Genomic DNA, 24,078 nt, shown 5'->3' on the forward strand with positions numbered 1-24,078 from the left:
CAGGCTGACTGGCACAATCCCTCGCGCGGACAGTGATGTAGAGCTTCATCAACCGATCTCCCGTTACGAGTCATGCACAAGCGTGGGAGCGTCACTCGGTTGCAGCGCGTTTCTACCTAAATGACGCTAGATACCCGGACGTGCAGCCTTCCAATGAGCGTTCGGCTTTAAATCCTACAGCGAGAGCTGATGATCGATGGTACAAAATTGGTACATGAACGCTTGATGGGCGTCCAGGGCGGCGTAAACAAAGGTCTCTAGAGAAAACAGGCCCAATCCATCATCGGTGCAACGCTGAAGCGGCGGGAGGGCTCGGGGCGCATGGTCAGCGGCGTTGTGGAGGCTTCGAGAGGCATTTTTAGGTACGCGTAATGTGCTGCTTCGGAGCGCTTGAGGGCGCGGTCCAAATCAGCCTTGGAAATTGAGGCCTCAGATTGTACCAGAGTGACGGCGTTGACCCGCAGAACACGATGTCCACGCCCCAGGTGCAGGTTGATTGCCTACAGGATTGTGGCAATCGCCAATCACAGCCTGGGCGCATGGGCACTAGCCAGCCTTGGCCTGAACCCCGTCCAGATCGGTCCTGAATCGCAAACAAATCCGTGTGCCCTGGGTCGTGAGGTTGTGCAAGCTGGCCTCGCCACCAAACCGCTCCATGATCTGCCGGACCATCACCAAGCCAATGCCCAGGCGGCCTTGCTTGGTGCTGTAGAACGGCTTGAACGCCATCATCTCTTGCTGGCGGCTCAGCCCTTGCCCGGAGTCGTCGATGCACAGCAGCAACTGGCCTTCATCCAGCCGATCAAGGGTCAACACCAGCTTGCCGCCCTCTGGCATGGCTTCGATGGCATTGGCCAGCACGCTGTTGAGCAATTGCCCAAGCAGCAGCGCGTTGCTCAATACTGGCGGCGCGCTGTCTGGATTGAAGACGGCTTCGATTCGCGCTTGGCGCAGCTGCGATTCGAACGTGCCCAGGGCCGTGCGCACGGCGCTTACCAGGTCCACCGGCTCGGGTTCGCCGCGCAGGGGGCGTAAACACAGCAGCAGATCATGCAACCACCCCGACATGCGGTCGACCTGGCTGATGATGTCGGTGATGTTGCCGGTCGCGGGTTGGCCGGGCACCACCTGGGCCAGCTCGGCGCTGCTGCGAATGCTTGCCAGGGGGTTGCGCAGGCTGTGGGCGACGGCGGTAGACATCTCTACCAGGCCGCCGTAGGTCTTGTTCGCCACCAGTTGATCCTGCTGCGAGGCGAGCAAGCGCGAGGCGCGCCAGACGATCCAGAACAGGCCGAAATAGATAGTCAGCCCGCCGAGCGCAGTGGCGGCCCAGATCAGTTTGTGGCCGCGGTCGATCCGCTCGATCAGGTCGACCGGCTCTTTGTAGATCTCGACCATGGCCAGCACCTTGCCTTGGTCGTCGACCAGGGGGATGTAGTTCTCGACGAAGAACATCTTCGGCGCACGTACGAATTGCTGCTCGGTGCGGCCGGGCTCGACCTCGTTGTAGCGCGCGCTGACCTGGCCATGCGAGGCGAAGGCTTGTTCCAGGGCTGAATCTTCATGCACCTGGCGGCCGATCAGCGCCGGGTTGGTCGACCAGATCACCTTGCGCTCGGGGGAGAAGATGCTGGCCAGCAGCACGTCGGGCAGGTGCGCCAGGTGGTCGAGGAACTCCGAGCGGGCGCGTTCGCGGTTCTTGCCGGTTTCGCCGGTGAGCATGCCGTACTGGGTCGAGGCCAGCACGTCGCCCATCTTCATGCCATCCAGGTCGTGGTGGCGGATCTCGCCGAAGGCCATCGACTGGATGAATTGCGCCGACAGCAAGGCATCGCGCTCCAGGCTTTCATTGACCAGAAACCGCGTCGACAGCGAAGCCAGGCCGATCGCCACGGCGCTGATGATGACGAAGCTGATCAGCGAGAAGCGCCGCATGAGGTTGAATGGCTCGACCGGTCCCGGCTGGGAGAACCGTCGGCGGATGGGCGCGAGCCAGGCTGACAAGGATGGCATCGGGAGACCCCAGGTCGAGAGTTGGGTGGTGCAGGCCCGACGGCAGGGGCGCGCGGGACTGATGGCATTTAGTACCTAGTCTAGGTGCATACCGGCGCAGTGAGGGGATTGCTTGCGGGGTAGACCAGCCGGTTTAACCACCTCGCAGCAACATCGTGAAAAACCAGGACAACGCCCGACACATTGTCCGGCGCTGCGCCGATTTGAGCGTTGCCATAGTTAATCAGGTGTGGCGCAGGTTGCGTGTATGCACAGGCAGGCTGCCGTTGGTCGCTCGAATCCGCTGGAAGGTGGATTCGCTTTCTATTTTGTACGATGATTTTCGTATTGGCAGGGATGGCTATGAAAGATGGGTTCAGGAAGGCCCGGCACGATGTGATCGCTGCGCTGGAGTCCGGTAACTACCTGCATGTTGCGCGTGGCGATATCGAGGTGAAAAACCTGCTAGCGATGGGCGAGGTTACGGCCGAGGTGCTCATTCGCGTTGTTCGCTCCTGCAGCGGCGTCCATCACCACTGCAGCCCTCACCACGCCGTGCCGGCCATCGATGTGCATGTGCTCAAGCGCCTGGGGTGGTACATCAAGTTCTATTTCATCGAGCCAGATACCTGGTTCATCAGTGAGTACCAGATCATGAAGATCTTCTTCGAAGGCGACACCGGCAAGGCGCTCTGTGAGCAGTGCCAGGCACTGGTGCAGATGCGCTATGTGCGTCGCGACGTGCTGTTCAGCGATAGCCAAGGCCAGGCCAAGGACGTGCTGGTGGGGGTATGCCTGGGCTGCGATAGCGTGGTCGCGATCCCGCCGCAGTCCACGCCGGCGATTCGCGAGGCGCGCAAGCAGCAGCTCAAGTCGATCGAGGCGCGCCTGCCGGCGGTCTATCTGGATGTACTGGACGCCGCTATGCATGCCGTGAGCAACGATGCGGGGGCCAGCCTGCGCAAGCTGTTCCTTGGCTACTATTTTCATGCTTTGGCTCACGCCCAAGGCGCGGCGGGGCTGCCGGCGGCGCATGCGACGTTCAGTGCTGCGCTGGAGCAGCAACTGCACATGCGTGCACTCGCAACACCAGCGGCCACGCGGCGGCTGTCGATGAAGGTCAACGCCCATGTGGCCCAGGATTACCTGGCGTTGCTGCAGGCCACCCAGATGAGCCAGACGGAGCTGCTCAAGGCCGTGATCGCGCGTATTCAGGCCGATGTACTCGAAGCCCGTGATCCTGCGGTGATCGGCGACTTGCAGCGTCTGGTGCACTTGGCCATTTGAAGGTGCCCAGCGGCTGGCTTTGCAAATCGACCTTGGCGAGTGGCTAGGTCGGTTTCAGGATACGCCTGGTCGTTCGCACGCAACCCCCAGGCGACAGGAGTGCCATGCTGTGAGGATGCCCTCGGACCAGTGCACGTAGATGCACGGCCACGGGCAAGGAGGTGCCCGCAGACCACGCGCCCGTGACGTGGCCGGTGCACCGCAGCAGAACACGCCGGAGCCAGGCCTGCCCACGTGCAGCCTGGTCCGTGATGCCGAGGTCCGCTGTATGCCTGATCCGACCCTTGAACTGCCCGTGATCCAGCGTGTGCTGGATCATCACCGCGACACCCCTGGTGCGCTGTTGCCGATTCTCCATGCTATCCAGGCTGGCAGCGGCTACATCCCCGACGCCGCCGTACCTGAGATCGCCCATGCCCTCAACCTGAGCCAGGCCGAAGTGCGCGGGGTGATCAGCTTCTACCACGACTTCCGCACTTCGCCGCCTGCGCGCCACACCTTGCGCCTGTGCCGGGCCGAATCCTGTCAAAGCCGTGGCGCCGAGGCGCTGGCCGCGCAACTGCGTGAACAACTGGGGCTTGATGATCACGGCACTAGCGCCGATGGCGCCGTCAGCCTGCGCCCGGTCTATTGCCTGGGCGCTTGCGCTTGCTCGCCAGCGCTGGAGCTCGATGGCCAGGTGCATGCCCGGCTTACCCCTGAGCGCCTGCGTACGCTGGTCGACGGCTGCCTGCAGGAGGCCAAGCCATGCTGAAGCTGTTCATTCCCTGTGACTCGGTCGCCCGTGCGGTCGGCGCCGATCATTTGGCCGCTGCCCTTGCCGCTGAGGCCGAGCGTCGGCAAATTGCGCTGCAGATCCTGCGCACCAGCTCGCGTGGCCTGTACTGGCTGGAGCCGCTGGTCGAACTGGACAGCGCCGCTGGCCGCTTGGGCTTCGGCCCGGTGATGGTCGAGGATGCGGCCTCGCTGCTCGATGCCCTGGTTGCAGATCCCGCCAGCCATCCGCTGGCACTGGGTTTGGCCGAGCAGATTCCGTATTTGAAGACGCAACAGCGCCTGCTGTTCGCGCGTGCCGGCATTACTCGGCCTCTGTCGTTGGATGACTACCGCAGCCATGGCGGCTTTGACGGGCTGGCCAAGGCGGCGCTGATGGATGGCGCGGATGTGGTCGCTGCGGTGCTCGACTCCGGCTTGCGCGGGCGCGGCGGCGCGGCGTTCCCGGCGGGGATCAAGTGGCGCACCGTACGCGATGCCCCGGCAGGGCAGAAGTATGTGGTGTGCAACGCTGACGAGGGTGACTCCGGCACTTTCGCCGACCGCATGCTGATGGAGGGCGACCCGTTCCTGTTGATCGAAGGCATGATCATCGCTGGCCTGGCGGTGGGGGCGAGCAAGGGCTACATCTATGTGCGCTCGGAATACCCTGACTCGGTTCGGGCGCTGAGCGAGGCAGTGCTGCTCGCCCGTGAAGCGGGTTATCTGGACGCCACTGGCAGCGGTGTGGCCTTCGACCTGGAGGTGCGGGTGGGGGCTGGCGCCTACATTTGCGGCGAGGAAACCGCGCTGCTCGAATCGCTCGAAGGCAAGCGCGGGATCGTCCGCGCCAAGCCGCCACTGCCGGCGCTCGAAGGCCTGTTCGGCCAGCCGACCCTGGTGCATAACGTGCTCACCCTGGCCTCGGTGCCGATCATTCTGGCCAAGGGCGCGCCGTTCTACCGCGACTTTGGCATGGGTCGTTCGCTGGGTACCTTGCCGTTTCAGCTGGCGGGGAACGTCCGCCAGGGTGGGCTGGTCGAGCGCGCGTTCGGCCTGACCCTGCGCGAACTGGTCGAGGGCTACGGCGGCGGCACGGCCAGTGGCCGGCCACTGAAGGCTGCGCAGGTCGGTGGCCCACTGGGCGCCTGGGTGCCGCCAAGCCAGTTCGACACACCGCTGGACTACGAGGCCTTCGCCGCCCTCGGCGCGATGATTGGCCACGGCGGAGTCGTGGTCGCCGACGACACCCTGAACATGGCTGGCATGGCACGTTTTGCCATGCAGTTCTGCGCCGAGGAGTCGTGCGGCAAATGCACCCCGTGCCGGATCGGCTCGACCCGTGGCGTGGAGGTGGTCGAGCGCTTGATCGCCAGCAGCGACCCGGCCTATCGCCAAGAGCAGGCCGACCTGCTGCGTGACCTGTGCGACACCATGCAGTACGGCTCGCTGTGCGCCATGGGCGGGATGACTTCGTATCCTGTGGTCAGCGCTCTCAAGCATTTCCCTGCCGACTTCGGTCTGGCCAGCCCGGAGGCCGCGCAATGATCAATTTCTTCGACCCCGCCAGTGATATCGACCTGGGCACCCCTGCGCGTGACAGCGAGGTACAGGTCAGCCTGAATATCGATGGCCGCGCGATCAGCGTGCCTGCCGGCACCTCGGTGATGCGCGCTGCGGCGCAAATGGGTACCAGCATCCCCAAACTGTGCGCCACCGACAGCCTGGAAGCGTTTGGCTCGTGCCGCATGTGCATGGTGGAAATCGACGGCATGCGCGGCTACCCCGCCTCGTGCACCACGCCGGTCACCGAGGGCATGGTGGTGCGCACGCAAACCGCGCGCCTGGCCGACCTGCGGCGCAACGTCATGGAACTGTACATCTCCGACCACCCGCTGGACTGCCTGACCTGCTCGGCCAACGGCAACTGCGAGCTGCAGAGCGTGGCCGGCCAGGTCGGCTTGCGCGAGGTGCGTTATGGCTATGCCGGTGACAATCACCTGGCCGAGGCCAAGGATGTTTCCAACCCCTACTTCGACTACGAGCCAAGCAAGTGCATCGTCTGCAGCCGCTGCGTGCGCGCTTGCGAAGACATTCAGGGCACGTTCGCCCTGACTATCACAGGCCGCGGTTTCGACTCGCGAGTGGCAGCGGCGGGTGGCGACAACTTCCTCAATTCCGAGTGTGTGTCTTGTGGAGCGTGTGTGCAGGCCTGTCCGACCGCGACCCTGACCGAGAAGAGCCTGGTGCAGCTCGGCCAGCCGGAGCGGGCAGTGATCACCACGTGCGCTTATTGCGGCGTGGGCTGCTCGTTCCGTGCCGAGATGAAGGGCGATCAGCTGGTGCGCATGGTGCCGGACAAGAACGGCGGCGCCAACCATGGCCATGCCTGCGTCAAGGGCCGCTTCGCCTGGGGTTATGCGACCCACCCCGATCGCATCACCACGCCAATGATCCGCAAGCACATCGACGACCCTTGGCAAGAGGTCAGCTGGGACGAGGCCGTCAGCTATGCGGCCAGCGAGCTGCGCCGGATCCAGCTCAAGTACGGGCGCGATTCGATTGGCGGGATCACCTCCAGCCGCTGTACCAATGAAGAGGCCTACCTGGTACAAAAGTTGGTGCGTACCGCCTTTGGCAACAACAACGTCGATACCTGTGCGCGGGTCTGTCATTCGCCCACCGGCTACGGCCTCAAGCAGACCTTGGGCGAGTCGGCTGGCACGCAAAGCTTCGACTCGGTGATGCTCGCCGACGTGATCCTGGTGATTGGCGCCAACCCCACCGATGCCCATCCGGTGTTCGGCTCGCAACTCAAGCGGCGCCTGCGCCAAGGCGCCAAGCTGATCGTCATCGACCCACGGCGTATCGATCTGGTCGACTCGCCGCATGCGCGCGCCGAACTGCACCTGCAATTGCGCCCAGGTACCAACGTGGCCATGCTCAACGCCTTGGCCCATGTGATCGTCACGGAAGGGCTGCTCGATCAGGGCTTCGTCGATAGTCGCTGCGAAGCGGCGGAATTTGCCCGCTGGCGCGACTTCGTCAGCCTGGCGGATAACGCCCCTGAAGCGCTCGGGCCGATCTGCGGCGTACCCGCCGAGCAGATCCGCGCTGCTGCCCGGCTGTACGCCAACGGCGCCAATGCGGCCATCTACTACGGGCTGGGTGTTACCGAGCACAGCCAGGGCAGCACCGCGGTGATGGGCATCGCCAACCTGGCCATGGCCACCGGCAACATTGGTCGCGAAGGGGTAGGGGTCAACCCGCTGCGTGGCCAGAACAACGTCCAGGGCTCCTGCGACATGGGCTCGTTCCCGCATGAGCTGCCCGGCTACCGGCACATTTCCAACGAGGGCGTGAGGGCTGAGTTCGAGCAGGCCTGGGGTGTGACCTTGCAGCCCGATCCGGGCCTGCGTATTCCCAACATGTTCGAAGCGGCCTTGGATGGCAGCTTCAAGGCCCTGTACTGCCAGGGCGAGGACATCGCCCAGAGCGACCCCAACACCCAGCACGTCACTGCCGCCTTGCGCGCCATGGAATGCGTGGTGGTGCAGGATATCTTCCTCAACGAGACGGCCAAGTTCGCCCATGTGTTCCTGCCGGGCAGTTCGTTCCTGGAAAAAGACGGCACCTTCACCAACGCCGAACGGCGTATCTCGCGGGTGCGCAAAGTTATGGAACCGCTGGCTGGCAAGGCGGACTGGGAAGCAACCGTGGCCCTGGCCAACGCCTTGGGCTACCCGATGGACTACCGCCACCCGTCCCAGATCATGGATGAAATCGCCCGCCTGACGCCGACCTTCCACCGCGTCAGCTACGCCGAGATCGATCGCCACGGCAGCCTGCAATGGCCGTGCAACGAGGCCGCGCCCGACGGCACCCCGACCATGCACATCGGCCAGTTCGTGCGTGGCAAGGGGCGCTTCATGCTCACCGGTTACGTGCCCACCGACGAGAAGGTCAACAGCCGCTATCCGCTGTTGCTGACCACCGGGCGCATCCTCAGCCAATACAACGTCGGCGCCCAGACCCGGCGCACCGGTAACGTCGCCTGGCACGCCCAGGACCGCCTTGAGATCCACCCAAGCGATGCTGAAAGCCGCGGCATCGTCGAGGGTGATTGGGTCGGCATCGGTAGCCGCGCCGGGCAAACCGTGTTGCGTGCGCAGGTCACTAGCCGGGTCGCGCCGGGGGTGGTGTACACCACCTTCCACTTCCCCGAGTCGGGCGCCAACGTGATCACCACCGACAACTCCGACTGGGCCACCAACTGCCCCGAGTACAAAGTCACGGCGGTGGAAGTGGTGCGCGTGTCGCAGCCTTCGGCCTGGCAGCAGCGCTATCAGGCGTTCAGTGACGAACAACGGCGCTTGCTCAAGGAGCGCCGCCACAGCGACCAACCGGAGACTGCCGAGGTGCGCCGATGAGCGTCGACAATCTGATCAAGATGGCCAACCAGATCGCCCATTACTTCGACAGCGAGCCAGACCGCGCCCTGGCGGTGCAAGGGGTGAGGCAGCATCTGCACAGCTTCTGGGCCCCGGCGATGCGCCGGCAACTGGTCGAGTGGATGCAGGCCAATCCGGGGGAGGGGATCGATCCGTTGGTGCGCGAGGCTTTATGCCCGGGCGCGGTGGTGGCTTAGGGGACTCTTTACTGGCCCAGTCGCGGGATGATTCCTGACGCTGAATCGTTCAAACGCTGGGCCAGCACCGTCCGGCGGGATCCGTTATAATCAGTTTTCAGTCATTCGTATGAGGCATTGCCAGGTGAAAGGCATTAGCTTGGAAGCCAAGAAAGCTCATTGCGCCAAAACACGTCGTGCCAACTATGCGGCCAGTCTGCGCCTTGAAGGCTATGATGTGACCCCTAGTTCAGCTGACCGCGAACTACCGTCCCGCGAGTCTCTTCTGCGAATCTATCGCAAGCAGGGTTGATCGTTGGATAAGTATGGTGTCGGCCAAGATGCATACTGCTATCCCGGCACTGGCGTCCTGCGTAACCGGTTGGGTATCCAGGACGACGAGCAGCTCTTGCGTGCTGAGCGAGATTTTTCTGAGCTTGCCGCGAGTCAGATCGAATTCTCCCTGCCTCCCTATGATTTGGCCTATCTCACGCGCCTTCATCAATCGCTCTTTCGAGACATTTATGAGTGGGCTGGCGAGATTCGCACGCTCGATATCTCCAAGGGCGACACCCGTTTTTGTAACGTGAACAGGATTGACCCTGAGGCGACCAAGATATTTTCCTGCATGGCGCGCATGGACTGGTTCGAAGGATATGACCGTGATGCGTTAATCACTGCTGTAGCGGAAAGTTTTGGCGACCTGAACATGATTCACCCTTTCCGCGAGGGCAATGGTCGAGCCCAGCGCATCCTATTTGAGCACCTGATCCTGAACGCTGGTTTTCAGATTGATTGGTGGCAGGTTGGGCCTCAGGAGTGGGTGGAGGCAAATATTGCTGCGGTTGGATGCGACTACTCCGCTTTGGAGAGTGTTTTCGACAAATGCATCGGGCCGCCAATCATCGAGTGAATTTCGGCCATTCTTTTCTTGCCCCTCACTAAATGCCGCTAGAACAGCGTCGCCTGCGGCGTCTCCAGCACGATCAATTGCGCCCCCTCGTTGCGCACATTACCCACGGCCTTGCTCACCGCAAACCACTCGAACGCCTCCACCGGCAGGCATTGCTCACGGGCTAACTGCTGCGCACGTTCTGCGGGGAGTTCAGGGTCCAACCAAGCCCGGGCGTGTTCCGGCGCCAGTACCAGTGGCCGGCGATCATGGATATCCAGCATGCCCTGATCGCTGGCGGCAGTGATGATCACAAAGCCATCGCCTTCACTCGGCTCCAGCCCCGCCCGCACCTGGGCCAGCGCCGCCATGAACATCGGTGCCTGGCTTTTCAGGCGAATGAAATAGGGTTGCTTGCGCTTGGGGTCGTGCGGGTCGGTTACCCACTCGTACCAGCCATCGGCCATTACCAGCGCCCGACCCTGCGGCCACAGGGCCTGGAAAAACGTGCCGGTGGTGACTGTTTCGACCCGCGCATTGATCGGCGCCGGCCGTTTGCCAGTGGCCCAGAACGGCGCCCAGCCCCAGTGGCAGGGGTCGATGCGCAGGCCATCTTCGGCCGTGTGCAGGATCAGTACGCGGCTACCGGGGGCGACGTTGTAACGGCCCACGGGGCTATTGTCATAGCCACTGACCACGTCTTGCTCGGCGTCCAGCTCACGCAGATAGTCGGCCAAGCCTTGGTACTGGACGAAGCGTCCGCACATTGCAGGTCTCCCACTTGTCGAAATTTCCTACGCCGAAATTGACCGAAGGCCCGGCGATCGATTAACTGTATATTCATACAGTTTATTTGCAAGGCTGGCTCATGACTTCCATTCTTGGCCCGATCGCTTCAGGCGGCAGTGCGCTGCCGCGCTATCTGTTTCGCGTGCCGGCGGGGTTTCCCTCGCCCGCTGCGGACCACATGGAGCAACCGATCTCATTGGATGAGCTGTTCAACCTGCGCGCACCGCACATGTATCTGGTCAGGATAGACGGCGACAGCATGCAAGGCGCTGGGATCTTCGACGGCGACCTGGTGCTGGTTGATCGCTCGGTCGAGGCCCACCACGGCCACATAGTCATCGCTGCCGTCAATGGCGAGCCGCTGTGCAAGCGCTTGCACAAGGTTGCTCGGCAGGTGTCGCTGCATTCGGAGAATCCCCGTTTCGCGCCGCGTTACATCCTTGAGGGCGACGAGTTGACGATCTGGGGCGTGGTGACCTTCAGTGTGCGTAGCCATGACCCAAAAGCCTGAAGCGGTGTTCGCCCTGATCGACTGCAACAGCTTCTACGCCAGTTGCGAGCGGGTGTTCCGCCCAGACCTGCGGCGCACCCCGATTGTGGTGCTGAGCAACAACGACGGTTGTGTCATCGCCCGCAGCGCCGAGGCCAAGCAGTGGGTGAAGATGGGCCAGCCGTATTTTCAGGTCAAGGACGTGCTGCGCCGCCATGGGGTGGTGGCGTTCTCCTCCAATTACGCACTGTACGGCGACATGAGCCAGCGGGTGATGACCGTGATCGAAGGCATGGTCCCGGCGCTGGAGGTGTACTCCATCGATGAAGCGTTCGCCGACCTCAGCGGCGTGCCTGGTGACCTAAAGCGCCTGGGCCGCGACATCCGCGAGCGGGTGCTGCAATACACCGGTATTCCGGTCGGCGTGGGTATCGCCGGTACCAAGACCTTGGCCAAGTTGGCCAACCATGCGGCCAAGCGCTGGCAGGAGCAAAGCGGCGGGGTGGTGGATTTGCGTGACCCGGGCCACCGTGACTGGGTACTGAAAAGGTGTGACGCCGCAGATGTCTGGGGCATCGGCCCGCGCATGGCCGCTCACCTGCGCGGCCTGGATATCCGCAGCGCCTGGGATCTGGCCCAGGCCGACCCGCGTAGCCTGGGCCAGCAATTTAGCGTGGTCATTGAAAAGACCGTCCGCGAGCTTGCCGGTACGCCATGCCTGGCGCTGGAGGAGGTGGAGCCGCCACGCCAGGAAATCTGCTGCAGCCGCATGTTCGGCAAACGCCTGACTGAACGTGCGCCAATCAGGCAGGCGGTGGCCAGTTATGTCATGCGTGCCAGCGAAAAACTGCGTGCGCAACAGTCCCTGGCGCGCAAGCTGCGGGTGAGCATTCGCACGGGCATGTTCAACCCCGACGAAGCCAAGTATGCCAATGGCGTGGTGGTGCAGTTGCCTTATCCCACCGATGACGTGCGCCTGCTCACCCGCCTGGCCATCGAGGCGCTGGACAGGGTGTTTCGCGAGGGCTTCAAGTACAGCAAGGCCGAGGTGTTGCTGCTGGAGTTGTGCCAGCGCGGGGAGTACACCGATGACCTGTTCGCCGCCTCGCAACCGCTCAAGAGTGGGCGGCTGATGAGCGTGCTCGATGGGGTGAATGGGCGCTGGGGCAGTGGGACCTTGCGGCCCGCTGCAGTGCCGGCGCTGCCCGACTGGGGGATGCGCCGGGAGTTGATGAGCAACAGCTTCACCACGCAGGTTTCTGGGCTTTGGCAGGTGAGATGATGGACGTTTGAGTTAGCGCATAGAGCTTTGCTGGGTTGGTGCCGGCCTCTCGCCCATTACAGGTGCAGCGGCGATCTTTAGCAACACGCCAAGCCTGTGGGAGCGGGCTTGCCCGCGAAGAGGCAGGCACGAACTTACCGACTTCAAATCGCCCGCTGATTCACCCGCGCCGACAACTGCTCGGCACTTTCCTTGCGCTCCGAGTAGCGGTCCACCAACTCCGGCGCATGATCGCGCAGCAAGCGGGTGAACTTGACCAGCTCCTCCATCACATCCACCACCCGGTCGTAGTACGGCGAGGGCTTCATCCGGTCGTGCTCGTCGAATTCCAGGTAAGCCTTGGGCACCGAGGACTGGTTGGGGATGGTGAACATGCGCATCCAGCGGCCGAGCACGCGCAATTGGTTGACTACGTTGAACGACTGCGAGCCGCCGCACACCTGCATCACCGCCAGGGTCTTGCCCTGGGTCGGGCGAACGGCGCCAAGGCTGAGCGGGATCCAGTCGATCTGCGCCTTGAACACCGCCGACAGCGCGCCATGACGCTCGGGCGAGCACCAGACCTGCCCTTCGGACCACAGCACCAGATCGCGCAGCGCTTGCACCTTGGGGTGGTCGAGCGGAGCGTCGTCGGGCAACGGCAGGCCGCTAGGGTCGAAGATGCGCGTTTCTGCACCGAAGTGCTCCAGCAGACGCGCAGCTTCCTCGGTCAGCAGGCGGCTGAACGAGCGTTCGCGGGTCGAGCCGTACAGCAGCAGGATGCGCGGCTTGTGGCTGCTCGATTGGCTCACCTGCGGCGGGGTATCGAACAGGCTCAGGTCGAGATTGGGCAAGTCAGGGTTCATCGGGCCTCCAGATCAAAGTGTGCCAATGCGTTGCAGTTCAGCCTTGAGCGCAGCAGGGTCGAGCTGGGCGAAAGGCAGGGCGAGGAAGGCGCGGCAGCGCGTCTCGATGCGTGCCAGGGTGGCGCGGAAGGCGGCGTCGATGGTCGCCTCGTCGCCTTGCACCTCGGAAGGATCTTGCAGCCCCCAATGCGCTTTGAGGGCGGGGCCGAAGTACACCGGGCAGGTTTCACCGGCGGCCTTGTCGCAGACGGTGATGACGATATCCGGTGGGTTGTCGGCAAACGCCTCGTTGCCTTTGCTGGCCAGGCCGGTAGTGGCGATACCGGCCTGCTGTAGGGTGAACAGGCTACGTGGCAGCACCTCGCCCTTGGGAAAACTGCCGGCGCTCACGGCGCTAAAACCCTGTGGCGCCAGGTGATTGAACAGGGCTTCGGAAAGAATGCTGCGGCAGCTGTTGGCCGTGCACATAAACAAGATACGCATGCGGGACTCCAGTGATCAGACGCTCAGGCGCAAGGCCAGGGCCGAAAGGGTGATAAGCAGGACGGGCAGGGTCAGCAACAGGCCGACCTTGAAGTAGTAGCCCCAGGTGATACGCACGCCTTTACGGGCTAGCACGTGTAGCCAGAGCAGGGTGGCCAGGCTGCCGATGGGGGTGATCTTCGGTCCCAGGTCGCAGCCGATGACGTTGGCGTAGATCATCGCCTCGCGCACCACCCCGTGGGCGTCGCTGGCATGAATCGACAGGGCGCCGATCAGCACGCTGGGCAGGTTGTTCATCACCGACGAGAGCACCGCCGAAATCAGCCCGGTGCCCAGGGTCGCGGCCCACAGGCCATGTCCGGCCAGAGCATCGAGGACGCGGGCCAGGGCGTCGGTCAGCCCGGCATTCCTCAGGCCATAGACCACCAGGTACATGCCCAGTGAGAACACCACGATCTGCCAGGGTGCTTCGCGCAGTACCCGGCGAGTGGAGATCACATGGCCGCGGGCGGCGACGGCGAACAGCACTGCCGCGCAGACCCCGGCCACAACGCTGACCGGGATGCCCAGCGGCTCAAGGATGAACAGACCCGCGAGCAGGCCGACCAGTACCACCCAGCCCACCCGGAAGGTCGCTCGGTCGCGGATGGCCAGGGCAGGGTCTTTCAATTCGTCCAGTGCGTAGTGCGCCGGAATGTCGCGGCGAAAGTACCAGAGCAGTACCAGCAAGGTTGCCGCCACCGCCGCCAGGTTCACCGGCAGCATCACTGCCGCGTACTGGTTGAAACCGATGTTGAAGTAATCCGCCGAGACGATGTTGACCAGGTTCGACACCACCAGCGGCAAGCTGGCAGTGTCGGCGATAAAGCCTGCGGCCATGACGAAGGCCAGGGTCGCAGCAGGCGAGAAGCGCAGGGCGATCAGCATCGACATCACGATTGGCGTGAGGATCAACGCCGCGCCATCGTTGGCGAACAGTGCCGAGACCGCCGCGCCGAGCAGCACGATGAAGGCGAACAAGCGCCGGCCATCTCCGCGAGCCCAGCGGGCCACATGCAGCGCCGCCCATTCGAAGAAGCCAGCCTCATCCAGCAGCAGGCTGACGATGATGATGGCAATAAAGGTAGCGGTGGCGTTCCAGATGATCGCCCACACGGCGGGGATGTCGTGCAGCGACACTGCCCCCACAAGCAAGGCGAGCAGGGCGCCGATGCTGGCGCTCCAGCCAACGCCCAGGCCTTTGGGCTGCCAGATGACCAGGATCAGGGTGAACACGAAGACGGCGGCGGCTATCAGCATGGCATTAGGCTCGGCGTGGCATTAGCAGCAGGTGGCGCGCGCGGGGCGGCCAGCCATGGTCTGCAGGCGGGCGCTGTCGGCTTCGAGCCAGGCGCTGTTGGCGTGCAAGGTGGTGCTCAGCACGGTATGGACCCAGGCCGGCAGCGCAGGGTTGAGGCGGTAGTACACCCATTGCCCTTGGCGACGGTCGAGCAGGATACCGGCACTGCGCAGCTGCGCCAGGTGGCGGCTGATCTTGGGCTGGCTGTCGTTCAGCGCGCACATCAGCTCGCAGACGCACAGCTCGCCTTGCTCGACAATCAGCAGGGTGGCGCGAGCGCGCGTCTCGTCGGCGAGGGACTTGAAGAGCTCGGGAGGCGTGAGTGTAGTCATAGGTATATATGTAAATTCGAATATACGGATTTGCATATATTAGTCAGGCCTTGCTGCTATCAGCAAGGGTCTTGTGCCGGCAATGCCGGCGAGGCAGGTAAGCAAAGTTCCCCGCGCAATCTGTAAATTTCGTAAATAAGATTTAAACCTATTTGAGAATCATTATATTCACCGTCCCATTGGCCCCCAAGCTTGCTTGTGAGGCCGGTGGGCGTGAGCCTTCCGGTTTCCTGGTGCTGGGCGTGGCCTTCGTCCATGAATCAGGAGATGTGTCGATGCAATCCAGAACCTCACCCAACGGCCTGGCCCTAGCCTTCGTCGCGCTGGCCTCGCCGGCCATGCTTGCGACTGCGGCCAACGCCCAGGAGCAGCAGTCTGCCGAGGTGCTGGAAGTGCCGGTCGACAGCAACGCGTTGGTGATCCAGGACACTCTGGTAACCGCCGAGCGTGAGGCCCGCCAGGCCCTGGGTTCGTCGATCATCACTGAAGAAGACATCAAGCGTCGCCCGCCCGCCAATGACCTGTCCGACATCATCCGCCGCGAGCCTGGGGTCAACCTGACTGGCAACAGCGCCAGCGGTGCGCGCGGTAACAACCGCCAGATCGACCTGCGCGGCATGGGCCCGGAAAACACCCTGATCCTGATCGACGGCAAGCCCTCCAATGCCCGCAACGCAGTGCGCTACGGCTGGAACGGCGATCGTGACACCCGCGGTGAAACCAACTGGGTACCGGCCGAGGCGGTCGAGCGCATCGAGATCCTGCGGGGCCCGGCAGCGGCGCGTTATGGTTCGGGGGCGATGGGCGGGGTGGTCAACATTATCACCAAGCGTCCCACCGACGAGCTCAAGGGCAGCGTCAACTTCTACACCCAGATGCCTGAAGACAGCGCCGAGGGCGTTAGCCGCCGGACCAACTTCAACCTCAGTGGCGGGCTGACCGATAACCTCGGCTTCCGGGTCTACGGCGGCTTGGCCAAGACCGACGCCGATGACCTGGACATCAACGCCGATCATGCTGGCAGTTCGACGGTTGCCGGCCGCGAAGGCGTGCGCAACAAGGACATCAATGGCCTGCTGAGCTGGAAGCTCAACGATGAGCACCGCGTTGAAATGAGCGCCGGCTACAGCCGCCAGGGCAACATCTACGCTGGCGACACCATGAACAGCAACGGTGGTGGCAACCCTGAACTGATCGCCGACTTGTATGGTCATGAGACCAACGTCATGCAGCGCAATACCTACGACCTGACCCACCTGGGCGACTTCAGTTGGGGTACCAGCAAGACCGTGCTGGCCTACGAGTACGTCCGTAACTGGCGCCTGAACGAAGGCCTGGCCGGCGGCCCGGAAGGTGCGATCAATGACAGCGGCGCGGCCATGTCGCGACTGCGCAACACCCGCCTGAGCAGCGAAGTGAACCTGCCGTTTGCCATGGGTAGCACCGAGCACGTGCTGACCCTGGGCGGCGAATACCTCTACGAAACCCTCAATGACCAGGGCTCGTTCCGGCCGCAGAGCTTCGATCCGAGCGGTAACGGCAACAACGTCATCAATGGCTTTGACCGTAGCGACTCGAAGATGTCGGCCAAGAGCTATGCGTTGTTCGTCGAGGACAACATCATCGTCGGCGACACCACCGTCACCCCGGGCCTGCGTCTGGATCACCACGAGGAGTTCGGTGACAACCTGAGCCCAAGCCTGAACCTGTCGCACAAGTTGACCGATCACCTGACCGTCAAAGGCGGCATCGCCCGGGCCTACAAGACGCCGAACCTGTACCAGTACAACCCCAACTACCTGCTCTACAGCCGTGGTCAAGGGTGCAGCGTGCAGCAAACCAACTCCGGTGGTTGCTACCTGCAGGGTAACGCCGACCTCGAGCCGGAGATCAGCGTCAACAAGGAAATCGGCCTGCTCTACGACCGTGGCACCTGGCGTACCAGCGCGACCTATTTCCGCAACGATTACAAGAACAAGATCATCGGCGGCACCGATGTGCTCTACGCCATCAACAACGGCCGCCGCGTGACCCAGTTCGAAAACGCCGGTGAAGCGCGGGTCGAAGGCATCGAAGGCAACTTCTTCATGGAGTTGACCCCAAGCCTGGACTGGAACACCAACCTGACCTGGATGCTCGACAACGACAACCGCGAAACCGGTGAGCCGCTGTCGGTGATTCCTGAGTACACCGTCAACACCACCCTGGACTGGCGTGCAACCGACAAGCTGTCGTTCCAGGTCGCCGGCACCTACTTCGGCAAGCAGAAGTCGCCGACCTACAACTACCGCACCCAGCAGAGCTACGACCAGGACGCCCAACAGGACGTCGAAGCCTACGGCCTGGTGGATATCAGTACCGGTTACAAGTTCAACCAGAACTATGACGTGCGGGTTGGGGTGAACAACGTCTTCGACAAGCAGATCCTGCGCGGCGGCAATGCCAGCAGTGCGGGGGCCAATACCTACAACCAGCCGGGGCGTGCGCTGTTTGCCTCGCTGAACATCTCGTTCTGATCATCGCTAACGGGGGCCGCCTTGCGGCCCAATCGCGGGGCAAGCCCGCTCCCACGCCAGCCGCAACTACCGGGCTGGCGTGGGAGCGGGCTTGTCCCGCGATTGGGCTGCACAGCAGCCCCTCCCATGGTTAAGAGGAACCTCTGATGAGTGAATCGCCCGCCTGGTTGCGCATCCTCTCGCGCAGCGCCGCAGCCCTGCTTGGCGGCTATGCCTTCAGCTACGCCGCTACTGCCTGCCTGGCGCGGATCCTGCCGCTGTCGCCTGCCGACGCGGTATTGGTCGCCACACTCCCGGCCTTCATTTTCTACACCCTGGCAATCCTCTGGGCCTTCGCCAGCCGTGACGCGCTGCGTGCCTGGGCGCCGTTGGCGCTGGCCGCGCCGCTGATGTTGATCGGCTTCTGGCCACAGGCATTAGGGTGGCTGGCATGAAAAACACCTTCACCCAATCGATGTCCTGGCTGCACACCTGGGCCGGGCTGATCTTCGGCTGGCTGTTGTTCGCCATCTTCGTCACCGGCACCCTGGCGGTGTTCGACAAGGAGCTCAACCACTGGATGCAGCCGGAAATCCCGGCTGCCGAGGTGTCCCAGGTCGATGCCGCCACGCGCGCCATCGCCTACCTGCAGACCCACGAACCGAACGCCGGCAACTGGAGCATCAGCCTGCCTACCGAGCGTGCTCCGGGGCTGAGGGTATCTACTGGCGATCGTCGCCATGGCGTGGGCGTGCAGCTCGATCCGCAGACTGGCGAGCCGATTGCCGTGCGCGACAGCGTCGGCGGCAACTTCTTCTTCCGCTTTCACTTCACCCTGGATCTGCCGCGCAACTGGGGCATCTTCGTCGTCGGTGCGTTGGCGCTGGTGATGCTCGCCGGGTTGCTCACTGGCATCGTCATCCACAAGAAGATCTTCAAGGAGTTTTTCACCTTCCGCCCGGACAAGGGCCAGCGCTCGTGGCTGGATTTTCACAATGCCAGCGCCGTGTTGTTGCTGCCGTTTCATTTGATGATCACCTACACCGGCCTGGTGATTTTTATGCTGATTTACATCCCGGCTGGCGTGGACGCGTTGTTCGAGGGTGATACTCGGGCGTACTTCCAAGCCCAGGGCAATGCGCGCATGGAACAACCACGCCGGCTGGCCAAGCAACCGGGTGAGCTGGTCGATGTCGCGCCGTTGCTGGCCCAGGCCGAAGCGCGCCTGGGGCCGATTGGTGGGCTGAACATTCGCAATCCCAATACTGCAGGTGCGCGCATCGAGATCCGTCCGGTGCTGGGTAATCGCATCGCCCTGACCAAGGGCAACGCAATGGTATTCGATGGTGTCAGCGGCAAGCTGCTCAGTGATGTCCCTGAGCTACGCCCGGCACCGCTGACCCAGCGGGTGATGGCCGGCCTGCATTTCGCCCAGTTCGGCGGCTACCCGATGCGCTGGTTGTACTTCATCTGCGGGCTGGTTAGCTGCGCGATGATTGCCAGCGGATTGGTGCTGTTCTGCGTCAAACGCGGGCGCAAGTACGCCAATGCCAATGCCGATGCCTCGGCGCGCCGCTGGTATCGCGTGGCTGAAGTGTGCAACGTCGGCTTCATCGCCGGGCTGTTGCTGGCGTGCGTGGGCCTGTTGTGGGCCAGCCGCCTGTTGCCGGCGGAGCTGGCGCACCGTGAAGCGTGGGAAGTGCGCAGCTTCTTCGGCCTATGGTTGCTGGCGTTGTTGCATGCCGGCGTGCGTCCGGCCAAGCGCGCATGGATCGAGCAACTGGGGGTGAGCGCACTGCTGTGCGCCGGACTGGGCGTGCTGGGCATGCTGGCGGGCGCCGCGGATAACCTGCGCATCGGCGTCGAAGTGACCGGGCTGGTGCTCGGCCTAGGCCTGGCCCTGGCAGCCTGGCGAGTCGCTCATCCCAAGCCTGCGCCGGTCAGGGCCAGGCGCCAGGTGGAGGCTCAGGCATGACGATGATTATTGGCAGTTTGCTGTTCGCTTATGCCGGCATGCTCGGGCTGTGCCAGGGGCTGGAGCGACATTTCAAACAGGTGTGGAACCGACCTGGCCCGCGCAGTCTGCGCCTGGCCCTGCGCGCAGCGGGCTGGTTGGGCTTGGCGATCAGCTTGCTGTTGTGTGCCCAGGTCTGGGGCTGGGCGATGGGGCCGGTGGCGTGGTGTGGGGTGATTTCGCTGGCGGCGATGGTGCTGGTGATGCTGTTGCCCTATTGGCCCAAGCTGGCAGTCGGGCTGGTGGCGGCGGTGCCGGTTTGGGGTGGTTTGCAGATGTTGATATGAGCCAAGCTTTTTCAGCTCAGAGGCGGCCTCTGCGCGGGTAAAGCCACTCCCACAAGATCTCAACGGTAATTCTTGTGGGAGCGGGCCGCAGCAGGCAGCGCCAGTGCCAGAGTCTTAACTGACGGTCACCTTGGCAAACGCCTCGCGGAACCTGAGCATCTCCCGTTCATTCCCGACGCTGACCCGCACCCAGTTCGGCCAACTCGGCCAGACCCTGCCAATCAATACCCCCTCCTTGGCCAGACGCTCGACCACCGGCTGGCCCGGCCCTCGCAGGTCGATCATGAAACAGTTGGTCTGCGAAGCGGTGCAGCGCCAGCCGCGCTGGTTGAGCCAGGCGATGGTGGCATCGCGCACGCGGGCATTTTCGGCCTTGCGCTCAGGCACCAGTTGGCGGTCGTGCAAACTGGCCAGCGCACCGAGCAGGGTAGGTGCCGCAGCGACGTTCCCGCCATCATAGACTTCCAGGCGCTGCAACAAAGACGCCTGGCCGATGGCCAGCCCCAGGCGTGCGCCGGCCATGCCGTAGAGTTTGGAGAACGTCTGCAGGACCAATAGCTCAGGGTGCTCCTTGACCAGGTCGATGCAGCTTTGGGCATCGCTGAAGTGAATATAGGCCTCATCGACCAGTACCACGCTGTCCTTGGCCTTGTTTGCCAGCAAGCGCTCGATGTGGCGCCGCGGGGTGAGGGTGCCGGTGGGGTTGTTGGGGTTGCATAGGTAGATCAGCCCGGGTGCCTGATCGGCGGCCAGCATGGCTTGGATGTCATGCGCATGTTGCCGATCCAGAGCAACCCGATGCACCTTGGTGCCGCGACTCAAGGCCGCTTCGATCGGGGCTTCGTAGGAGGGCTCGGGCACCACCAGGCTGTTGGCGCCGGTGAAGGCCATCACCGCATGTTGCAACGCCAGTTTCGAGCCACAGAACACTTGCACTTGATCCGCCTGCAGAGCGTTCTGGGCGGCGAATTCGTCGATCAGGCGATACTGCGCGTCGTAGGGATAGCGGCCGCATTGCTCGATGCCCTCGCGCATCGCCTGGCGCGCGGCGCTGCTCGGGCCCCACGGGCTTTCGTTGAAGTTGATGCGCACCGGGCCGGTGGCGGCAGGGATGCCTGGCGAACGTGGTGCGGCCCAACTCACCTGGCCGAGCAGCGGTAGAGCCATACCCAGGCCCACCAACGAGCGACGCGTCATATCGGTCATGCTTCGTCTTCCCTGTTGTCATTGGTTACATGAGGGACGAGAGCAGGCGCCGCTGATTAATGGTGGCACTTGGCTTCGCAGGCGCTAGCGCAGCACCCCTTGCTGCGCCAGCCACTGTTCGAAGCACTCGAAGGTGGCGATTGCCGCCTGCACTGTGCGCGTTTGATCCTCGGCGCCACTTGGCGCCTGCTCGAGCCGTTCGAGCAAGCTGCGCCAGCGCGCGCCCGTCAGTGGGCCGTAGACATCGAGAAAGCCTGCGCCGCTGTCTGCGCCAAGGGCCAGGCGTTCGCTCATCGCCCGCTTGAGTACCTGGCCGCCGAGGGTCGAGCCTTCAACCACATACATCACCCCCAAGGCACTGGCTTGATCGCTGATTTGCGGTAGCGCTTGGCAGAGCGGCAGGGTGTCGATCTCGGCGCGGGTCATCGCCAGTGCCAGCAGGTCGGCGACCAGTGTGGGGGTCTTGACCCGCTCGCACTCTTGATAAGCGCCGAGCAGTGATTCCAGCGGCGCATGAAAGCCGAAATAAGCCTGCATCAGGCGCCGATAGGCCGCCTTGTCGAAGTCAGCGGAAAAAAACGGCAGGCGGGCTTCCAGGCGCCTGTGGCAGGTTTGCGTGCCCTCGCGCAGGGCGAGCAGCAGAGGGCTGGAGTAATGGCTGGCAGTGGCGGACATCTTGGGCTCTTGCGATGAGGTGCCAGGGTTGGACTGGCGAACCTGGCGCGGCGTTCCTGCTACGCGACAGGGTTGGCGAAAAACAGGCATGCTAACGCATCTGCGCGTTTTCTTTCGAAGAGGATACCGGTGAAAGCCGTCCGCCTGACCCTGATATGCCATGGCCTGACCGAGGCCCAGAAGAGCGGGCGCTTGGCCCACCCTGAGGATGCCGTGCTGGCGTTAGCCGAACCGCTGGAGATGGCTGCTCCAGATGTGCAGGTGCTGTGCGCGCCTGAACGCAGAGCGAGTGAAACGGCTGCGTGGCTCACCGCCCAGGCCCCTATCGAACCTGCGCTGGCTGACTGCGATCTGGGCAGTTGGCAGGGCCTGGCGCTAAAGCAGTTGCAGCTTGAGCAGCCCGATGCCCTCGCTCAGTGGCTGCAAGATCCGTATAGCGCCCCGCACGGCGGCGAGTCGATCGCGCAGCTGGTGGAGCGGGTCGGCGCCTGGTTGGCCGGCTTCGATGGGCCGGGACAGTGGCTGGCGGTGACCCATCCAATGGTCATTCGTGCGGTGCTGGTGCAGCTGCTCGGTTGCCCGTTGGCGTCGTTCCAGCGCATCGATGTGTTGCCGCTGTCACGCCTGGCGTTGAGCTTCACCGGGCAGTGGCGGCTGCGTCTGAACTAATCGGCAGTTGGCTCAGAACGCCAGCTTGTAGCCGATCATCAGCAGCATGGCCGCCAGGCACGGGCGCAATACGCTGTCGGAGATGCGTCCGGTGAGGTGGCTGCCCAGGTAGATGCCAGGCAGCGAACCGAGCAGCAGGTAGCCCAGCAGCGACCAGTCCATGTTGCCCATGCCGGCGTGGCCAAGGCCCGCGACCAGGGTCAGCGGCACGGCGTGAGCGATCTCGGTGCCGACCAGGCGGCGGGTGACCAGGAACGGATACAGCAGGAACAACGCCACGGTGCCCAGGGCACCGGCACCAATCGAGGTGAGGGTGACCATCACGCCCAGCACCACGCCGGTGAGCACGGTGAGGATGTTCAGGTTGCGGTCGCTGAGGTGGTAGTGATCACCGGCGTGGCGGTTGGCGAAGGCTTGCAGGCGCGACTTGAACAGAATCGCCAGCGCCGTGAGGATCAACACCACCGCCAGGCCTTGCTTGATCACCGCGTTGAGCGCCGAGGTGTCGGCATGCAGGGTGCTGAGGAACCACAGGGTCAGGGCCGCCGCAGGCACGCTGCCCAGGCTCAGCCAGCCGGTGATCTTCCAGTCGATATTCTTGTTGCGCCCATGCACCCAGACGCCACTGGCCTTGGTGATGGCGGCGTAGAGCAGGTCGGTACCCACGGCGGTAGCGGGGTTGACGCCAAACCAGAGCAGGATCGGGGTCATCAGCGAACCTCCGCCGACGCCGGTCATGCCAACGATGAAACCCACAACCAGTCCCGCAATGGTGAAACCGAAAGAACCTACATCCATACGCTACTCGACTGCCCAACTTGCCCGTGATCGGATGGGTGCCAGCATATAGATTTTTTTATAGCCAAATAGACTTGTTCGTTATTAGGTTATAACTGTTGGCCCAGGCAGTCAGCGATCGGTCATCACCACCATGACATGCGCATCGCCGCCATCCTCGCTCTCGGACAGGTAGATGTGGCCTACCTGGCTGTCGAAATAAGCGGTCTGCTGCGGACCGATACTCACCGCCTCGCCGGTCTCGAATTCAATCCGCACGCGACCGCTCAGAACCACTGCGAATTCCTGCCCAGGGTGGCGGATAAAATCGTCGAACTCGCCGCGTTCGCGGGCGATGATGCGAGCATAGGCCGGGGTCATGCGCCGTTCCGGGAAGTCCCCGGCGATCGGGTAATAATCGTAGGTGCCGGTGGAGTAGCCTGCGGCGTCTGTGATCGAGTCGACCACCACGGTCGCCGGCGACGGCACATTGACCTGGCCGCTGGCGCGAAACAGCTGGGCGATATCGACATTCAACGCGCGCGCCGCAGCCGCCAGTTTTTCGTAGCTGACCGAGACCTGCGCCAGTTCCATCTTCGATAGCGTCGAGACCGGTACGCCGCTGAGTTCAGCCAGTTGCTTGAGGGTCAGCTGGCGGGATTTGCGCACTTGCCGCAAGCGTGCGCCGACTTCGCCGCGATCAAGCTGGGGGAGGGCGCTGGAGCGCTCTGGAACAGGCGTTTGGTCGGCGGGCATCGGGGCTCTCATCGGCGGCGTGGGTCGAACATCTTACCTTGGACACTTGCGGGATCGTAAATTCTCATATATTAGAATTCTCATAAAT

At 63.3% G+C, this 24,078-nt stretch carries 24 protein-coding genes; 14 read left to right on the forward strand and 10 right to left on the reverse strand.

Features of this window, described 5'->3' with window-relative positions:
* Positions 1 to 546: 546 nt before the first annotated feature.
* Positions 547 to 2,013 carry a sensor histidine kinase gene (locus tag ACI2JX_RS02490; RefSeq protein ID WP_404689293.1) on the reverse strand — a complete coding sequence of 489 codons (1,467 nt, stop codon included), beginning with the start codon at positions 2,011 to 2,013 and terminating at the stop codon, positions 547 to 549.
* A gap of 342 nt (positions 2,014 to 2,355) precedes the next feature.
* Between ACI2JX_RS02490 and ACI2JX_RS02495 the strand changes: the two genes are divergently transcribed.
* The 7 genes from ACI2JX_RS02495 (at position 2,356) to ACI2JX_RS02525 (ending at position 9,572) form a co-directional block, all read left to right on the forward strand.
* Entirely contained in the window at positions 2,356 to 3,279 is a 924-nt protein-coding gene (locus tag ACI2JX_RS02495) for a hypothetical protein (RefSeq protein ID WP_404689294.1), read from the forward strand.
* 268 nt (positions 3,280 to 3,547) lie between these two features.
* Positions 3,548 to 4,033 carry a formate dehydrogenase subunit gamma gene (locus ACI2JX_RS02500; protein ID WP_186555056.1) on the forward strand — a complete coding sequence of 162 codons (486 nt, stop codon included), beginning with the start codon at positions 3,548 to 3,550 and terminating at the stop codon, positions 4,031 to 4,033.
* A complete protein-coding gene (locus ACI2JX_RS02505; RefSeq protein WP_404689295.1) occupies positions 4,027 to 5,580 on the forward strand; it encodes a formate dehydrogenase beta subunit in 1,554 nt (517 codons plus the stop codon). Before ACI2JX_RS02500 ends, ACI2JX_RS02505 begins: the two co-directional genes overlap by 7 nt.
* Positions 5,577 to 8,462: a formate dehydrogenase subunit alpha gene (fdhF, locus tag ACI2JX_RS02510; protein ID WP_404689296.1), complete on the forward strand. Its 2,886-nt coding sequence runs from the start codon at positions 5,577 to 5,579 to the stop codon at positions 8,460 to 8,462. Before ACI2JX_RS02505 ends, fdhF begins: the two co-directional genes overlap by 4 nt.
* Positions 8,459 to 8,680: a formate dehydrogenase subunit delta gene (locus ACI2JX_RS02515; RefSeq protein ID WP_368971347.1), complete on the forward strand. Its 222-nt coding sequence runs from the start codon at positions 8,459 to 8,461 to the stop codon at positions 8,678 to 8,680. Before fdhF ends, ACI2JX_RS02515 begins: the two co-directional genes overlap by 4 nt.
* A gap of 109 nt (positions 8,681 to 8,789) precedes the next feature.
* Positions 8,790 to 8,972, forward strand: coding sequence for a YhfG family protein (locus ACI2JX_RS02520; protein WP_404689297.1), 183 nt, complete (start codon positions 8,790 to 8,792; stop codon positions 8,970 to 8,972).
* A 3-nt stretch (positions 8,973 to 8,975) separates the two neighbouring features.
* Positions 8,976 to 9,572: a Fic/DOC family protein gene (locus tag ACI2JX_RS02525; protein ID WP_368971349.1), complete on the forward strand. Its 597-nt coding sequence runs from the start codon at positions 8,976 to 8,978 to the stop codon at positions 9,570 to 9,572.
* Positions 9,573 to 9,610: 38 nt separating this feature from the next.
* On the opposite strand, the gene ACI2JX_RS02530 is transcribed toward ACI2JX_RS02525, so the two are convergent.
* Positions 9,611 to 10,318, reverse strand: coding sequence for an SOS response-associated peptidase family protein (locus tag ACI2JX_RS02530; RefSeq protein ID WP_368971350.1), 708 nt, complete (start codon positions 10,316 to 10,318; stop codon positions 9,611 to 9,613).
* A 101-nt stretch (positions 10,319 to 10,419) separates the two neighbouring features.
* On the opposite strand from ACI2JX_RS02530, the gene ACI2JX_RS02535 reads away from it, so the two are divergent.
* Both ACI2JX_RS02535 and ACI2JX_RS02540 read left to right on the forward strand, forming a co-directional pair.
* Complete coding sequence (locus tag ACI2JX_RS02535) at positions 10,420 to 10,851, forward strand: LexA family transcriptional regulator (RefSeq protein WP_264235457.1); 432 nt, start codon at positions 10,420 to 10,422, stop codon at positions 10,849 to 10,851.
* On the forward strand, positions 10,835 to 12,112 hold the full coding sequence (locus tag ACI2JX_RS02540) for a Y-family DNA polymerase (RefSeq protein WP_368971351.1): 1,278 nt from the start codon (positions 10,835 to 10,837) through the stop codon (positions 12,110 to 12,112). The genes ACI2JX_RS02535 and ACI2JX_RS02540 overlap by 17 nt, the downstream gene beginning before the upstream one ends.
* A 143-nt stretch (positions 12,113 to 12,255) precedes the next feature.
* Here the strand turns inward: ACI2JX_RS02540 and arsH are convergent, their stop codons facing one another.
* The 4 genes from arsH to ACI2JX_RS02560 are packed head-to-tail and all read right to left on the reverse strand — an operon-like array spanning position 12,256 to position 15,111.
* Positions 12,256 to 12,957 (reverse strand): arsenical resistance protein ArsH, encoded by a 702-nt coding sequence (gene arsH / locus ACI2JX_RS02545; protein ID WP_264235458.1) that lies wholly within the window; start codon positions 12,955 to 12,957, stop codon positions 12,256 to 12,258.
* 12 nt (positions 12,958 to 12,969) lie between these two features.
* On the reverse strand, positions 12,970 to 13,440 hold the full coding sequence (locus ACI2JX_RS02550; RefSeq protein WP_404689298.1) for an arsenate reductase ArsC: 471 nt from the start codon (positions 13,438 to 13,440) through the stop codon (positions 12,970 to 12,972).
* Between the two features lie 15 nt (positions 13,441 to 13,455).
* Positions 13,456 to 14,739, reverse strand: a complete 1,284-nt coding sequence (locus ACI2JX_RS02555; protein WP_264235460.1) for an arsenic transporter — start codon at positions 14,737 to 14,739, stop codon at positions 13,456 to 13,458.
* 21 nt (positions 14,740 to 14,760) lie between these two features.
* Positions 14,761 to 15,111: a metalloregulator ArsR/SmtB family transcription factor gene (locus tag ACI2JX_RS02560; protein ID WP_404689299.1), complete on the reverse strand. Its 351-nt coding sequence runs from the start codon at positions 15,109 to 15,111 to the stop codon at positions 14,761 to 14,763.
* 275 nt (positions 15,112 to 15,386) lie between these two features.
* Here ACI2JX_RS02560 and ACI2JX_RS02565 point away from each other — a divergent pair, with 275 nt between their 5' ends.
* From ACI2JX_RS02565 to ACI2JX_RS02580, 4 genes are all read left to right on the forward strand, one after another.
* Positions 15,387 to 17,627 (forward strand): TonB-dependent siderophore receptor, encoded by a 2,241-nt coding sequence (locus tag ACI2JX_RS02565; protein WP_404689300.1) that lies wholly within the window; start codon positions 15,387 to 15,389, stop codon positions 17,625 to 17,627.
* 146 nt (positions 17,628 to 17,773) lie between these two features.
* Positions 17,774 to 18,061 (forward strand): iron transporter, encoded by a 288-nt coding sequence (locus ACI2JX_RS02570; RefSeq protein ID WP_264235462.1) that lies wholly within the window; start codon positions 17,774 to 17,776, stop codon positions 18,059 to 18,061.
* Positions 18,058 to 19,581, forward strand: coding sequence for a PepSY-associated TM helix domain-containing protein (locus tag ACI2JX_RS02575; RefSeq protein ID WP_404689301.1), 1,524 nt, complete (start codon positions 18,058 to 18,060; stop codon positions 19,579 to 19,581). The genes ACI2JX_RS02570 and ACI2JX_RS02575 overlap by 4 nt, the downstream gene beginning before the upstream one ends.
* Positions 19,578 to 19,907, forward strand: coding sequence for a DUF3325 domain-containing protein (locus ACI2JX_RS02580; protein ID WP_404689302.1), 330 nt, complete (start codon positions 19,578 to 19,580; stop codon positions 19,905 to 19,907). The genes ACI2JX_RS02575 and ACI2JX_RS02580 overlap by 4 nt, the downstream gene beginning before the upstream one ends.
* Before the next feature lie 114 nt (positions 19,908 to 20,021).
* Here ACI2JX_RS02580 and ACI2JX_RS02585 read toward each other — a convergent pair whose 3' ends face one another.
* On the reverse strand, positions 20,022 to 21,113 hold the full coding sequence (locus ACI2JX_RS02585; RefSeq protein WP_404689303.1) for a pyridoxal phosphate-dependent aminotransferase: 1,092 nt from the start codon (positions 21,111 to 21,113) through the stop codon (positions 20,022 to 20,024).
* A gap of 84 nt (positions 21,114 to 21,197) precedes the next feature.
* Entirely contained in the window at positions 21,198 to 21,788 is a 591-nt protein-coding gene (locus ACI2JX_RS02590; protein ID WP_404689304.1) for a biliverdin-producing heme oxygenase, read from the reverse strand.
* A 129-nt stretch (positions 21,789 to 21,917) separates the two neighbouring features.
* On the opposite strand from ACI2JX_RS02590, the gene ACI2JX_RS02595 reads away from it, so the two are divergent.
* Complete coding sequence (locus ACI2JX_RS02595) at positions 21,918 to 22,457, forward strand: histidine phosphatase family protein (RefSeq protein ID WP_404689305.1); 540 nt, start codon at positions 21,918 to 21,920, stop codon at positions 22,455 to 22,457.
* 12 nt (positions 22,458 to 22,469) lie between these two features.
* Here the strand turns inward: ACI2JX_RS02595 and ACI2JX_RS02600 are convergent, their stop codons facing one another.
* Together ACI2JX_RS02600 and ACI2JX_RS02605 are read right to left on the reverse strand one after the other, a co-directional pair.
* Complete coding sequence (locus tag ACI2JX_RS02600) at positions 22,470 to 23,255, reverse strand: sulfite exporter TauE/SafE family protein (protein ID WP_186555039.1); 786 nt, start codon at positions 23,253 to 23,255, stop codon at positions 22,470 to 22,472.
* 111 nt (positions 23,256 to 23,366) lie between these two features.
* Entirely contained in the window at positions 23,367 to 23,990 is a 624-nt protein-coding gene (locus ACI2JX_RS02605) for a helix-turn-helix domain-containing protein (protein WP_404689306.1), read from the reverse strand.
* Positions 23,991 to 24,078 lie beyond the last annotated feature (88 nt).

It is taken from the genome of Pseudomonas sp. NPDC088890 (assembly GCF_044900155.1).
Taxonomy (GTDB): domain Bacteria; phylum Pseudomonadota; class Gammaproteobacteria; order Pseudomonadales; family Pseudomonadaceae; genus Aquipseudomonas; species Aquipseudomonas urmiensis.